At 36.5% G+C, this 14,689-nt stretch carries 11 protein-coding genes; 6 read left to right on the top strand and 5 right to left on the bottom strand.

All coding sequences use genetic code 11. The features are described 5' to 3' along the window. Positions 1-37: 37 nt before the first annotated feature. The 5 genes from EL260_RS01760 to EL260_RS01740 form a co-directional block, all read right to left on the bottom strand. A complete protein-coding gene (locus EL260_RS01760; RefSeq protein ID WP_123858577.1) occupies positions 38-1,258 on the bottom strand; it encodes a cysteine desulfurase in 1,221 nt (406 codons plus the stop codon). A 250-nt stretch (positions 1,259-1,508) separates the two neighbouring features. Next, positions 1,509-2,162 (bottom strand): 50S ribosomal protein L25/general stress protein Ctc, encoded by a 654-nt coding sequence (locus EL260_RS01755; protein WP_123858576.1) that lies wholly within the window; start codon positions 2,160-2,162, stop codon positions 1,509-1,511. 55 nt (positions 2,163-2,217) lie between these two features. Continuing rightward, entirely contained in the window at positions 2,218-3,156 is a 939-nt protein-coding gene (locus EL260_RS01750) for a ribose-phosphate pyrophosphokinase (protein WP_045491761.1), read from the bottom strand. Positions 3,157-3,241: 85 nt separating this feature from the next. Further along, on the bottom strand, positions 3,242-4,798 hold the full coding sequence (locus tag EL260_RS01745) for an SGNH/GDSL hydrolase family protein (RefSeq protein ID WP_123858575.1): 1,557 nt from the start codon (positions 4,796-4,798) through the stop codon (positions 3,242-3,244). A gap of 11 nt (positions 4,799-4,809) precedes the next feature. Beyond that, entirely contained in the window at positions 4,810-6,045 is a 1,236-nt protein-coding gene (locus tag EL260_RS01740; RefSeq protein ID WP_123858574.1) for an OmpP1/FadL family transporter, read from the bottom strand. A 478-nt stretch (positions 6,046-6,523) separates the two neighbouring features. On the opposite strand from EL260_RS01740, the gene EL260_RS01735 reads away from it, so the two are divergent. From EL260_RS01735 to EL260_RS01710, 6 genes are all read left to right on the top strand, one after another. Continuing rightward, positions 6,524-7,933, top strand: coding sequence for a PSP1 domain-containing protein (locus EL260_RS01735; protein ID WP_123858573.1), 1,410 nt, complete (start codon positions 6,524-6,526; stop codon positions 7,931-7,933). After that, positions 7,926-8,390 carry a gliding motility lipoprotein GldH gene (locus EL260_RS01730; protein ID WP_123858572.1) on the top strand — a complete coding sequence of 155 codons (465 nt, stop codon included), beginning with the start codon at positions 7,926-7,928 and terminating at the stop codon, positions 8,388-8,390. The genes EL260_RS01735 and EL260_RS01730 overlap by 8 nt, the downstream gene beginning before the upstream one ends. A gap of 6 nt (positions 8,391-8,396) precedes the next feature. Further along, a complete protein-coding gene (locus EL260_RS01725; protein ID WP_123858571.1) occupies positions 8,397-10,772 on the top strand; it encodes a transglycosylase domain-containing protein in 2,376 nt (791 codons plus the stop codon). 75 nt (positions 10,773-10,847) lie between these two features. Further along, the gene (locus EL260_RS01720; protein WP_123858570.1) at positions 10,848-12,389 is read left to right on the top strand and encodes a protein adenylyltransferase SelO; all 1,542 of its coding nucleotides are present in this window, start codon (positions 10,848-10,850) and stop codon (positions 12,387-12,389) included. Between the two features lie 84 nt (positions 12,390-12,473). Next, positions 12,474-13,334: a T9SS type A sorting domain-containing protein gene (locus tag EL260_RS01715; RefSeq protein WP_123858569.1), complete on the top strand. Its 861-nt coding sequence runs from the start codon at positions 12,474-12,476 to the stop codon at positions 13,332-13,334. Between the two features lie 77 nt (positions 13,335-13,411). Next, positions 13,412-14,689: a DUF6080 domain-containing protein gene (locus EL260_RS01710; RefSeq protein ID WP_228445269.1), complete on the top strand. Its 1,278-nt coding sequence runs from the start codon at positions 13,412-13,414 to the stop codon at positions 14,687-14,689.

Below are 14,689 nucleotides of genomic sequence, written 5' to 3'. Positions count from 1 at the left end.
TATAAAAAAACCTCTGAACAATCAGAGGTTAATTTTATTAAGACAACATTCGTTGTGCTTTTTTCACTCCTTCTACCAAAAGATCAATCTCTTCAAAAGTATTATAAACAGCAAAACTGGCTCTTACTGTTCCGGCAATATTAAAGAATTCCATAATAGGCTGCGTACAGTGATGTCCTGTTCTTACAGCAATACCCATTTTGTCAAGGATCATCCCTACATCGGAGGAAATCCCTACTCCTTCCAGATTAAAGGAAACAACTCCTACCCTCTTTGCTTTTTCACCATATACTTTCAGCCCTTCAATTTCTAAAAGATGTCTTTGAGCATATTCCAACAAAGCATTTTCATGGTTCTGAATATTCTCGCGCCCCACTCCATTCATAAAATCAACCGCTGCACCTAATGCAATATTCCCTCCAACGTTTGGTGTTCCTGCTTCATATTTAAATGGAAGTCCTGCATAGGTTGTCCCATCAAAAGAACATGTTGCAATCATCTCTCCACCTCCATGGAATGGTGGTAAAGCTTCCAGTATCTCTCGTTTACCATATAAGATCCCTGTTCCCATCGGAGCATACATTTTATGTCCTGAGAAAACAAAGAAATCACAATCCATCTTCTGAACATCAATATTGAAGTGAGGAGCAGACTGTGCCCCATCAATAACAACATAAGCATCCGTATTCTTTCTTGTTTTTGCAATAATTTCTTCAATAGGATTTACAATTCCCAATGCATTAGAAACCTGATTCACAGAAACCACTTTCGTTTTTTCACTTAAAAATTCATCAAAATAATCTAACTGAAGAATTCCATTTTCGTCAATAGGAATCACTCGAAGTTTCGCTCCGGTTCTTTCACAAAGCAATTGCCATGGAACAATATTGGAGTGATGTTCCAGATAGGAAATAATAATCTCATCGTCTTTTTTAAGTTTTTGAGTTAAAATATAAGAGATAAGGTTCAATCCTTCTGTTGTTCCTTTGGTGAAAATAACTTCAAAATCATGTTCTGCATTAATGAACTTTTGGATCTTTCTTCTTGAAAGTTCCATTTCTTCTGTTGCAAGTTGACTTAATGTATGAATTCCTCTGTGAACATTCGCATTAAGTTCTGTATAATATGCGTGACAGACTTCTAAAACCGAATTTGGCTTTTGAGATGTAGCAGCATTATCCAGATAAACCAGCGGCTTACCATTCACTTCTCTGTCTAATATAGAAAACTGGCTTCTTATTTCCTGAATGTCAAACATTTATTTATTTTTTAAATTAAAGCGTTCTTATTTAGAACACTTCAAATTTACGGCTTTTTTTTCGAAAGAAAGTATGGGATGAAGAAGTGATACTTGTCAGTTGATAGAAATATTCAATGGGAGATCGCTAAGAAAACCGATAAGAGATAAGAGAAAAAGACAAAGAGTAAAATTGCAATTTTACTCTTTTACCCAAAATAAAAAACCCGTCAAAAAATGACGGGTCTTATATGGTTTAAATAAGCAATTCTTATTCTGCAGATTTTTCTTCTGTTGTTGGAACATCAGGAGATTGAGTAGCAACTTCTTCTGCTTCTTCTTCATCCTCATCATCCATTGCTGCTGCACCACCTTTCATTGCATTTCTAGACATCTTAACAGCAACTACTACTGCATTGTCTGGGTGTACGAAAGAATATCCTTCAGTTTTGATACCACCGATGTAAAGTTTGTTACCGATTTTTAATGGAGTAACATCTACAACGATTTCGTCAGGTAAATTAGCAGGAATAGCTTTTACTTTTAGCTTTCTGAAAGACTGACGTAAAACACCACCAGCTACAACACCTTTTGAACGTCCTGTAATTCTTACCGGAACTTCCATAACAACTGGCTTATCGTCAGATAATTGATAGAAGTCAATGTGAAGAATTTTGTCAGTAATTGGGTGGAACTGAATATCTTGAAGAACTGCTGGAATTGTTTTTCCGTCAACTTCAATAGATACCGTGTGTGCTTCAGGAGTGTATACTAAACCTTTGAAAGCTCTCTCTTCAGCAGAGAAGTTTAAAGGGGTCTCACCTCCATAAACAACACAAGGAACTAATTCAGCATCACGTAAAGCTTTTGTAGACTTTTTGCCCACGCTTTCTCTTTTTGTACCTTGAATTGTAATAGATTTCATTTATAAAAAATTTAAAAAATTGTTCTTATTTAATTCGCAAACTACTTAAAATCAATTAAATAACAAACTTACTGCTAATTGATTTGTGCTCATGAACCATGGTCATAACGTCCGCAAATAATGGGGCGCAAGATAGCACTTTTATTTTAGATGACAAATTATTTTTGACAGGAATTGAGTCAGTTACAATAACTTCCAAAAGTTTTGAGTTCTCAATATTCTCGTAAGCCTTTCCTGAAAGTACTCCGTGAGTAGCCATAGCTCTTACCGTTTTTGCACCTTTCTCAATCAAAATATCCGCCGCTTTACAAAGTGTTCCTGCAGTATCAATCATATCATCAATAAGAATTACATTCTTACCGGTAACATCTCCAATTAGGAACATCTCTTCCACAACGTTTGCTTTCTTTCTTTCCTTATAAGCAATTACTACTTCTGCCCCTAAGTGACCTGCATAGTTTTTTGCTCTTTTTGCACCACCCATATCCGGAGAAGCAATCGTAAGATTGTCAAGGTGTAAAGATTTGATGTAATCAACGAAGATGGAAGAAGCATAAAGGTGATCTACCGGAATTTCGAAGAACCCTTGAATCTGATCTGCATGAAGATCCATTGTCATTACTCTTGTTGCTCCCGCTGCTGTAAGAAGGTTAGCAACTAACTTAGCACCGATCGGCGCTCTTGGTTTGTCTTTTCTGTCCTGTCTAGCAAGCCCGAAGTAAGGAATTACGACGGTAATGCTCTTTGCAGAAGCTCTTTTCGCTGCATCAATCATTAGAAGAAGTTCTAAAAGATTGTCTGCAGGCGGGAATGTAGATCCGATTAGGAAAACCCTTCCTCCTCTTACAGATTCATCCAAAACTGGTTCAAATTCCCCGTCACTGAACTCCTGAAAGTTGATTTTTCCTAATTCTTTCCCATAACTCTGGGCAATTTTCTCTGCCAAGTCCCTGCTGGTTCTTGTACAAAATAGATAACTTAACTGATCGGCCATTTTTACTTTTTAAAAGATTTTGCAAATTTAAAAAAAAACCACAAGATTTACTCCTGTGGTTTTTAAGTTTTTATTTAATCAATAATTATGGTAGTGTAACTCCTGAGTAATTATTAGGGTTTACAAGGGGTAACGATGAGTTATAAGTTGCGTTAATTGCCGTAATAAATTCATTGGCAATAACACCATATCCTCTACCCGTTAAATGCACTCCATCCAATGAGAATGCACCTCCGGATACAAATTTAGCTGTATATTTTACTCCATCCCAAGAAATACCAGAATCTGCAGCTAATTGCTTAAGTTTAGCATTTGCATCTACAAAAGCATAACCTTTTGCAGTGGCTGCAGCCTTAATGGTTACGTTATAAGCATCAATAGCATCATTGATCTCCTTAATCTCAGATGGAATCAGAATATATTTGTCCGCAAACGGATAAGCAACTCCTCTAGCTCCAAGCGACGCAGGAATTCCCGCAGGAAGTGTTTCAGATGTACCGATTGCTGCCTTCGTTGTTAAAGGAACAAGATCTCCTGATTTTGCTTGTCTTGCCTGTCCATAAGTAGCTCCAAGATAAGGAGCAAGCATCACTAAAGTTGGATTTCCAGAAGCCGCAGCCGCAGCTGTGATCTGCACTCCTAAATTGGCAATACTTTCGTCCTTAATCAATAGTGGATTTGCAGCTGTTTTAGAAAGAGGTTTAATTCTGTCTCCAGCTCCTAATGCAGTTAAAATCTGGCTTAATGGACCGTATACGTTTTTATTTAAATCATCGATTGCAGCTTCTCCAGCAGCAACATTTCCTTTTCCTAAAACGGCAGCCGTCAAAGGATTTGTTGGTATTGTTGTCAAAGAAGGAATAGAAGTTACATTTGGGATATTAGCAATAACTCCTTTTGCTTTTGTTGCTTCAATTTTAGAAATCAACAAGTCATAATATTGCTTAAACTGTGCAGGAGGTGTCAAAGTCTCAACAGAACTATCCGCACCTGCCAAGGCATATAACAAAGCATCATTATTTCCTATCCATAATGAAAAGAATGTAGGACTTTGGCTAGCAAAATCATCAATTACAGATGCATTAGGCGATGAAGCAAATCTCACAAAGTAAGGGTTTGCAGTTTTGGTTGCTATTCCTGCAATATCTCCATATTTCGGAGCAAGCAAATGAGCTACCTTTGCCCCTGGAACTCCCATATTATTAAAAGGGCCCTTAAGAACCGTATTAACCAAGTTCGTAGCTTTATTATCGTTGACATTTCCTATATCAGGAGCTCCATCAACAAAACTTTTTATATAAAGCTTTGTATCTTGAATCTGAGGGGTAACACCCGGAGCAACAGCAAGAAGCAACCCGCCATTATTATCTCCCATTAAAGGCTGCTTAAATTCTCCTCCACCTACAAGTTTCATTTGCTGAGCAATCATAGATGGATAAGATTCATTCTGCCCATCTATATAAAGAGCACCATCTCTATATCCGGAAGTCAGTGAATTTCCTAAAGCAACATACTTTGAGAAATCAGCACTTCCCTTTGATACTTGTATATCTTTTACATCGGTATCAAAATCAGTTTTACAGCTTGTTACAGTAAAAAGAAGCGCAGAAACTGCTACTGTCGATATTATAATTTTTTTCATAGTCTTTTAAGTTAAAAAGGATTATAAGATAAGCCTAGACCAAAATAGAACGCTTTTGCTTTCGCTTGTCCGTAGAATCCAAGATTAGCATTGTTTACATTTCTATATTGAGGCATTGCATATCCTCCTGCAATATCAACCCCAAACTGCTTCAGTTTAAACCCTACCCCACCTGTAATTACATAAGTATTAAATGAAGGTGTTTCCGGTATAAAGTTTTCATTCGTATAAGGAGATTCATCATAATATGCTCCTAAACGTCCGTAAATCATATTAGAGAATGCATATTGAGTTCCCAATCTAAAGGTCTTGGAATTTCTAAAATTCTTAGGGCTCACAAGAACAGTAGGATCTGCCTGATTTCCAATAGGTGCATTCGCAAAATCTAAGACTAACTTACTATATCTTTCCCAGCCGTGATAGTTAAAATCCGCAGAGACTAACCATTTTGGAGTAACTTTATAAGTTAAACCAATAGTATACTCTTCAACCAACGGAAGCGTTGCTGTAAATGCATCTTGGCCTGCAGCATTTAATTTTAGCAAGGAATAAGGAGTCTGAGACGGGAATTTGAATGTAGCAGTTCCGTTTTTAGCTTTCATATCGATTGCTGAACGGTAAGCAATACTCACATCTAATTTCGGATCAGGTCTGAAATAGAAACCAAACCCATATCCGTGGCCACTTGCTTTGTCGTCATTGATATTCACCTGTCCGTTAAACTGTGTTACGGCCTTATCCCAATCTACCTTTCCTCTTGCATAGATATAGCTTGCTCCAAAAGCCAACCAAGGGGCTAACTTTACAGAAACCATTGGCTGAAAATAATAACTCTTCAGTTCCAATCTCTGCACCATTTCCTTACCTTCCCAAGTATCCGGCCATTGAACCGTACTTCCGAAAGGTGTGGAGAAACTGAACCCTACAGATAGTTTTTCTATTGGTTTATAAGTAATCGCTGCATAAATTGGCGTTCCCAGAGGGTTATCCGTTTCTGTACTTTGTAAAGTATTTAAGTTCTGAAAAGTAACTTTATTACTTGCACCAAATCCTCCAGCCACTACACTCAGCTTGGAAGGAATAAATGACATACCTGCCGGGTTGAAGAATGTCACACTTGCATCTTCAGCATGAGCACTAGTATGCGCCATTGCCAATTGCTTTACCCCCTGCAAAGAAACTCTGAAGCCTCCCGCATAAGATAAAACGCCCGCCAATAAAGCAGTTGATACTAATATTTTTTTCATAGACTATTATTATATAACCCAAATATAAAATTATTTTGAATACACCTGTTAATATTTCCCAACATTTTAAACAATATACAAAAAGAAAACTATGTTTAAAATAGCATTCTAGACATAATAAGACGCAAAACAATAATTAACAAACAATTATAAAAACAAATAAAAGACCTTATTACAATCGTTTAATATTAAACAAATGTTTAACAAAAGGAGACTTTATCCATCATATAAGCCAAGATTAAAATAAATCTGAAAAAATGTTAAAATTTTCTAATAGAACTTTTTTCAACAAATCTAAATTTTAAAATTCATTTTTAAGAGCTCACAAAACCTCTTAAACTCGGTTTCTTCACCACTCACAAATTGTATCCATATCAAAATATAAAAATGTTTTACCCGGAATTCAGGTTATTTGAGTATTTTAGAATTGCATAAAGATAAAAATACATAAATTTGCAAGATTATAAATAATAGAAATATGAGTTGTGGATGCAAAACATCCGGCGATTCTGCACATTCTTGTGGTCCTAAAAAAACCGCAAATGGCTGTGAAAATGTAAATACCTGCGGGAATAGTTATAAATTAAGTGTTTTTGACTGGCTTTCTAACATCAACAATCCGGCACCAAACAGGTGTGATTTTGTAGAAGTTAGATTTAAAAATGACAGAAAATCGTTTTATAAAAATGTAAATAATATTCCTTTACATATTGGTAGCGTAATTACAGTAGAATCTAGTCCGGGACACGATGTAGGCGTAGTAAGCCTTACGGGAGAATTAGTAAAGATTCAGATGAAAAAGAAAAAGTTTTCTGAAGAATCCGCACTTAAAATATACAGACAGGCCAACCAAAAAGACCTTGAGGTATGGCAGGAAGCGAGAAAGAAAGAGGAAGGAGTAAAGCTTGAAGCTAGAAAAATTGCTCAAAGATTAGGTCTTGAAATGAAAGTAACTGATGTTGAATATCAGGGAGACTCTTCAAAAATAACGTTCTATTATACAGCTGATAACCGTATTGACTTCAGACAGCTGATTAAAGATTACGCTGGAGCTTTCAGAACCAAGATTGATATGAAACAAATCGGGTTCAGACAGGAAGCGGCTAAAGTAGGAGGAATAGGATCTTGCGGACGGGAACTTTGTTGTTCAACATGGCTAACAGACTTCAGATCTGTAAATACGAACGTAGCAAGATATCAACAGTTAAGTATCAACCCTCAAAAACTTGCAGGACAGTGCGGCAAGCTTAAATGCTGTCTTAACTACGAGCTTGACAGTTATTTAGATGCATTAAGTAACTTCCCTTCTTCATCTACCATGCTGGATACAGAAAAAGGAAGAGCATTTTGTATTAAAATAGACGTTTTCAAAAAGAAAATGTGGTTTGCTTATGTAGATCATTCCATGGCGTGGTATGATTTTGACATTGACCTTGTTAAAAAACTGATTTCAAAAAACAAAAGAGGTGAAAAAACACTTCCTTTAGAAGACTTGAAGCAACCTGAAACTACCATCCAAACCATTGACCTGATTCAGGAAAACAGTGTGGACCGTTTTGAAAAGAAAAACAGAGGTAACAGAAACAGGAACAATCAGAATAAGCAAAACGGCAATCAAAATCAGGGGCAAGCACAAGCTCAGGGACAAAAGAAAAGCAGGACAGAAAGATCTGAAAGACCTAATAGACCTGAGAAATCTGAAAATCCTAATGTAAATGCAGGAAACCAGCCGAAACAACCCAAGCCACAACAGCAACAAAAAGCACCAGTGGAAAAGGAAAATGTAAAAGCTGAAGCCAATCCTGATGCAGATAAAGCTCAACAAGGCAATCCAAACAAGAAAAAATTTAAAAAGAAATATCCTCCAAAAAAAGATAAAAATGCGTAAAATTTTAGGATTATTCACCTTTATCCTTTTCTTTAGCTGTACTTCTTCTTCGGGAGAAAATATTATTATGAATTCCATTGATAACAAATGGAATAAGAAAAGTGAGCAAAAATTTAATCTTGAAATTTCAGATCCGCAGAATCCTAAAAATATTATATTTGTCGTAAGAAATAACAGCAATTATCCTTACAGTAATATAAGATTTATTGTGAATTTTACCAACCTGCAGAACAAGAAAAAGGAGACCGATACCCTAAATTATGTTTTGGCAAAACCAAACGGCGAATGGCTTGGTACAGGCTTTGGAGACACAAAGGAAACCTTGTTTCAGTATAAAGTGAATTACAAATTTCCAGCGAAAGGAAAATACGAAATCGGCCTATCCCAGGCAATGAGAAACGACAACCTTCCTGGAATTGAGGATATTGGAATAAAAATAGAAACGGCTAAACCGTAACCATAAATGGAAGTAAACAATAAAAATGCAGGAAATAAGGGGAAAACATTTCCTCTACCTCCTAAAAAAAAGAACACCTCTTGGAAAAAATGGGTCTCATTTATTTGGATTGGACTCATTGTGGTAGTTTTAGGGGTTTCAGGGCTTTTCTTTGCGGTTTCCCAAGGATTCCTTGGAGAGATGCCGGATGTAAAGGAACTTGAAAACCCGGATATCTTCGTCGCTTCTGAAATCATATCTTCAGATGGGGTCACACTGGGTAAGTTTGAGAAAGAGAAGACTCAGCCTATTGTATATAAGGATCTTCCGCCTTACCTTATCTATGCCCTTCAGGCGAAAGAGGATGAACGTTTTAAAGAACATTCAGGAATCGATTTATACTCTATCGCCAGAGCTGTGGCTTACGGTGGTGGACGTGGTGGTGGTTCTACCATCACCCAGCAGCTAGCAAAACTTCTTTTCACAGGAACCGCATCTCAGAATAAATTTGAAAGAGCATTCCAGAAACTGAAAGAATGGGTAGTGGCTGTGAGTCTTGAAAAAAGATATACCAAAGAAGAAATTATCACACTTTATTTCAATAAGTTTGACTTCTTATTCAATGCAAACGGTGTTGAAATGGCATCCAGAGTTTATTTTAACAAAAAAACCTCTGAACTTACGCTTCCGGAAGCCGCAACTTTTGTTGCCATGCTTGAAAATCCAAGAAAAAACAACCCATACAGATATCCTGAAAAAGCAAAAGAGAGAAGAAATGTTGTTTTGGATCAGATGCAAAAAACGGGATATATTGATGCTGCTACTTATGAAAAGGCAATTAGCACTCCTGTAGAAGTAGACTTCCATCCTATTAAAAGTATTACTGACGGATATTCTGCCTACTATAAATTCTATCTGAGAAAAGAGATTGACAAATATCTTGAAACTCACGAAAAAGAAACAGGAAAGAAGCTCAACCTTTACAAAGATGGTCTAAAAATATATGTTACCCTTGACTCTAAAATGCAAAAATATGCAGAAGAGGCAATTAAAGAACATTTAACCGACCTTCAGAAAAGATTTGATGCAGAGCAGAGAGGAAGAAAAAACAGACCTTTTTACTATCTTACAGATAAACAAATCAACTCCGTAATGCTTCAGGCTATGAAAAGAACCGGAAGATATAAACTGTTGAAAGCTGATGGTATGCCTGAAGATTCTATTATGATGGAATTCAAGAAACCTATCAAAACTTCACGATTCACATGGAACGGAGAGGAAGAGGTTGAAATGTCACCTTGGGACTCTATCAGATATCACAAACAAATTGCACAGGCTGGGCTTATGTCTATGGTTCCGGGAACGGGAGAAATCAAAGCCTGGGTAGGAGGTATTGACTGGCAGCACTTCCAGTATGACCACATTAAGCAAGGTAAGAGACAGGTAGGATCCACCTTCAAGCCTTTCGTATATGCAACTGCAATTATGAAACTTGGAATGACTCCTTGTTCAACTGTTTCTAACGCAACTTATGATCACAATGGATGGCACGTTCCGGGAAGAGGAGGAATGCTTACTTTAAAAGATGGTTTAGCACACTCTCAAAACCCTATTGCCGCAAGACTTATTGAAATGACGGGTGTAGACGCTGTTATCCAGACCGCAAGAGATCTGGGGGTAACAGAAGATATTCCAAGAAATAACACCATAGCACTAGGTTCATCAGACATTACCATCTATGAGATGTTAGGAGCCTATAGCACTTTTGCCAACTATGGAAATCACAATAAACCGGAAATGATTTGGAGAATTGAAGATGCCAACGGTAGGGTTATTAAAGAAGTAAATGTAGAACCTAAGGAAGTAATGAATCCAATGTACGCCTATACCATGATTGAATTGATGAAAGGTGTTGCACAATATGGTACCGCATCAGGAGAATTAGGAAGAAGAGGAATCTCAAAAGGGGTTGAAATTGCTGCTAAAACAGGTACTACACAGAACAACTCAGATGGTTGGTTCATGGGGATCACTCCAAAACTGGCAACAGGAGCCTGGGTAGGATGGGAAGACAGAGCCACTCACTTCTTCGGAACTGGTGAAGGTCAGGGTGCGAGAATGGCGTTACCAATATGGGCCATCTTCATGAAAAAGGTATGGGCAGATAAAACATTAGGAGTGAGTCCTGATGATAAGTTTATCAAACCTTCAGACTGGAAAGACGGCTGTTCAAATCTTAAAGGATTAGGTGGCGGATATGGAGATGACGGAAGTCTTCAGACCATTGACGAAATCAAGAATCCAAGACCGGCAGATCCAACTCCTAAGAAAACTACAGAAAAGAAAGAGGAAAATATTAACGAAAACCTTCATTCGAATGATGAGGTAGATTTTAATAAATAATTTCTCTTTTAGAAATACATAAGACCTTTCAATAATTTGAAAGGTCTTTTCTTTTATAATTAATATCTTTGAAGGATGAATATCGAACGCATCAGCCAACCTTTTCTCAAGAAATTTCCGGGAGATTTTTCTAACAATCCTATGCAGAGAAATACTCCTAAGGTTTTATTCTCAACCATCAATCCTGCGGGTTTTGACAACCCCCAGTTAATAGCCTTTAATGAAACTTTATCAGAAGAAATAGGATTAGGTGTGTTCGAAGAGAAAGACCTTGATTTTTTAGTAGGAAATCATCTACCTGATAGTGTTCAGACCTATGCCACAGCCTATGCAGGGCATCAGTTTGGAAACTGGGCTGGCCAGCTTGGAGATGGAAGGGCCATCATTGCAGGAGAAATTACTAACAGCTCAGGAAAAAGAACAGAAATTCAATGGAAAGGTGCTGGAGCAACCCCTTATTCCAGACACGCGGATGGAAGAGCTGTGCTCAGATCCTCCGTAAGAGAATATTTGATGAGTGAGGCAATGTATCATTTAGGCGTTCCTACAACCAGAGCTTTAAGCCTGGCTTTCACAGGCGAAGATGTCGTTCGTGATATCATGTATAATGGAAATCCACAATTGGAAAAAGGTGCAGTAGTCATCAGAACCGCTGAAAGCTTCCTTCGGTTTGGTCACTTTGAACTGATGTCTGCCCAGCAGGAATATAAAACCTTACAGGAGTTATTAGACTTCACTATTGAAAATTATTATCCTGAAATTACATCATCCGACACTCAGAAATATAAAGACTTCTTTGAAAGTATTTGTACTCGTACCGCTGATCTTATGGTTGAATGGTTTAGGATTGGTTTTGTACACGGGGTAATGAATACTGATAATATGTCAATTTTGGGATTAACAATTGATTATGGGCCTTATTCCATGATGGATGAATACGATTTAAATTTCACTCCCAATACTACAGATCTTCCGGGAAGAAGATATGCTTTTGGAAAACAGGGGCAAATCTCTCAATGGAACCTTTGGCAACTAGCCAATGCCCTTCACCCGTTAATCAAGGATGAAAAATTTTTAGAAAATACATTAAACAGCTATGGTACTTATTTCTGGGAAGCCCATGATAAAATGCTATGCCAAAAATTCGGATTTGATAAGCTGAAAAAAGATGACGAAGAATTTTTTACCAACTGGCAAGGATTAATGCAGGAACTGGAATTCGATTACACTTTATTTTTTAATCAATTGGAAAAGTTAGCCACTGGTATTGACTTAAAAGAACACTTCAGTAGTATATCCTACTCTTTTTTAACGGATGAAAAGCTTGGAAAGCTTAAGGATTTTGTTGGGAAATATGAATCCCGATTGAATTCAAACTCCATTTCAAGAGAAGAGTCTTTAGAAATGATGGCAAAGTCAAACCCAAAGTTCATCCTCAGAAATTATTTACTTTACGAATGTATTGAGGAGATCAACAATGGGCAAACGGAAATGCTAAATAAACTCACTGAAGCATTAGAAAATCCCTATAAAGAAATATTTTCGGAATTTTCCAATAAAAGACCATCAGGATATGACGATACTGCCGGATGTTCTACACTTTCGTGTAGTTCTTAACAAATATACCACAAAAAAGCATCAAATATTAAATTATTGACATCATATTAAATATTTTCACTAATTTTAGAAAAATTTATTAATATGAAAAAAATTATATTTTCTTTAGCAGTAGTATCGTGCTTTTACAGTAATGCACAGACGGTACTTTCACAAAATTTTGATGGTACAACATTTCCTCCAACTGGTTGGACGAAATCAAATACCAATTCTCAAAGAGAGTGGAACTCTACCAGTATTGTTTTTGCCGGCATCACTCCTATTTCTACTGAATTAAGAAATAGATTTACCATTAACGGAAGCAATTCTGCAACCATTGACTGGGTGGACGGAGCAAACGACGCTAGCTTGATAAGCCCGTCTTTTAGTTTAGTTGGCGTAACGAATCCAGTACTAAGCTTCAAAGTAAAATTAGGCTGGTCATATATGATAAGCTTAAATGAAGGTAACCTTCTTGCACAAATTTCAACTAACGGAGGAACAACCTGGACAACAATATGGAATGAAGACAACGAACCAGGCTTCATTGATGATGGAGATGGAGACGTAGATACCGATCTATACAATACAGTGACCGTACAAAGAGATCTAGCAGCTTATGTAGGGCAGGCAAATGTCAAAATAAGATTCCAATATGTAGCAGATAATGCTGATGCCGTTTCAATAGATGATGTACAAATTGTAGCGAATGGATCTCTTGGTACATCCGAAGCTTCAAAATCAAAAACAAATACATCTATCTACCCTAACCCTACAAAAGGAGAAGTCAATATTAAAACTGACAAAAAAATAAAAGCAACTTCAGTGGTTGACATGTCAGGAAAAACCCTTAGTAGAGTAGAATCAGGAAATACAGATATTTCAAGTCTTCCAAAAGGAATCTATCTGATGAAGGTAGAATTTACTGATGGAACTTCTACTACGGAAAAAATTATCAAACAATAACCATAACGTTATACAATCTTCATAAAACCACCAATTCTGGTGGTTTTTTATTTTACTTTTGCAAAAAAATAAGACACGTGTCATTTATCAAAACAAAATTTGTCAACTTTTTAAGGTTGGTTTTTCCATCTTCTTATACAGAACTAAGTGTATTCCTGTTCTTCATCACCTGCTACGGAATTCTTGGTTCTTATATTGCGATACACTACAGAATTATATTCGACAGCAGAATTCCTTGGGATGCCTATTTCAGTTTTGACAACAAATCTATCCTAATGACAGGAGGCAGTTTTGAAAGGCACCCCTTATCCTATTATTTTTTCAATTGTATCAGAGAATTTTGTTTATTAATTTCAGGTGGAAAGATGGATATGACTTTTAGACTAACCCTGGCATGGCTCAGCAACATCATTATTACCTTAAATATTGTTCAGATTTTCAAATACCTCAAGAACATTATCAGGCTTCCATTACCTTACAGTCTTTTGATTACTTTATTTTTTGGAATCTTTTCTACCAACATTATTCTTTCATTTACTCCTGAAAACTTTACATATACCCTATTTTTACTTTCATTGTATAACCATTATGCAGCAATAAAACTCAAAAAGGAAGAAAAAATACCAGCAGCAGCGCTTTCGGCGGCAAGTATTACCATTGGAGGGCTTACTATCACAAACATTGCAAAAGTTTTCATTCCGATATTCTTTGAAAAAAATCTTTTTAAAGACTGGAAAAAACTAGGAAGCGCCATTTTAAGAGGTGCAATTGCCATTGTCATATACGCATTGCTTTACCTCTATAGGATTGATTTCAAATACCAGAACATTTTCTCAAAGACAAATCAACAATACGAAAAGTTCTCCAACGTAGAATCTATGCCAACTTGGGACATGATTCTTTCTTTCTTTTATGGAGGGAATATTTTGCTTCCCAGCTTCATTCTTTCAGATAAGCACAATATGAAGGGTTTTAATTTCAAAGGTCTTTATATGGACCTCTACTCATCAGTATTTCCTTATATCTTCATCATTCTATTATTGATACTGATAAGTTGGAGTTATGTAAAGAATTTTAAAAACAAATGGGTTCAAGTCATCATGATTTCTTTCCTATTTGATATTTTCATTCATTGCATGATGAGATTTGGACTTCACACTTCATATATCTATGGCGGACACTTTGTTTTTGTCTATCCATTACTTATTGGCTGGCTATTCTATGCCTACAGATCCTCTGCAAAAACAATTGCCTTTTTAACATTGGTTGTCAGTATATTACTCGTGTATTTACTCTCAAATAATTTATTCAGAATGTCAGAATTCTTTTGGTTTTTACAAACCTATTATCAATAA

Origin of the sequence: Chryseobacterium nakagawai (assembly GCF_900637665.1) — a bacterium.
Taxonomy (GTDB): Bacteria; Bacteroidota; Bacteroidia; order Flavobacteriales; family Weeksellaceae; genus Chryseobacterium; species Chryseobacterium nakagawai.
This window is presented reverse-complemented; position numbering and strand designations above follow the sequence as displayed.

Excerpts from the sequence above, each read along its gene's own strand:
- EL260_RS01730 (WP_123858572.1), top strand. The coding sequence starts at position 7,926 with ATGCGTAAAATTTTAGGATTATTCACCTTTATCCTTTTCTTTAGCTGT.
- EL260_RS01755 (WP_123858576.1), bottom strand. The coding sequence starts at position 2,162 with ATGAAATCTATTACAATTCAAGGTACAAAAAGAGAAAGCGTGGGCAAA.
- EL260_RS01745 (WP_123858575.1), bottom strand. The coding sequence starts at position 4,798 with ATGAAAAAAATTATAATATCGACAGTAGCAGTTTCTGCGCTTCTTTTT.
- EL260_RS01750 (WP_045491761.1), bottom strand. The coding sequence starts at position 3,156 with ATGGCCGATCAGTTAAGTTATCTATTTTGTACAAGAACCAGCAGGGAC.
- EL260_RS01725 (WP_123858571.1), top strand. The coding sequence starts at position 8,397 with ATGGAAGTAAACAATAAAAATGCAGGAAATAAGGGGAAAACATTTCCT.
- EL260_RS01740 (WP_123858574.1), bottom strand. The coding sequence starts at position 6,045 with ATGAAAAAAATATTAGTATCAACTGCTTTATTGGCGGGCGTTTTATCT.
- EL260_RS01720 (WP_123858570.1), top strand. The coding sequence starts at position 10,848 with ATGAATATCGAACGCATCAGCCAACCTTTTCTCAAGAAATTTCCGGGA.
- EL260_RS01715 (WP_123858569.1), top strand. The coding sequence starts at position 12,474 with ATGAAAAAAATTATATTTTCTTTAGCAGTAGTATCGTGCTTTTACAGT.
- EL260_RS01760 (WP_123858577.1), bottom strand. The coding sequence starts at position 1,258 with ATGTTTGACATTCAGGAAATAAGAAGCCAGTTTTCTATATTAGACAGA.
- EL260_RS01735 (WP_123858573.1), top strand. The coding sequence starts at position 6,524 with ATGAGTTGTGGATGCAAAACATCCGGCGATTCTGCACATTCTTGTGGT.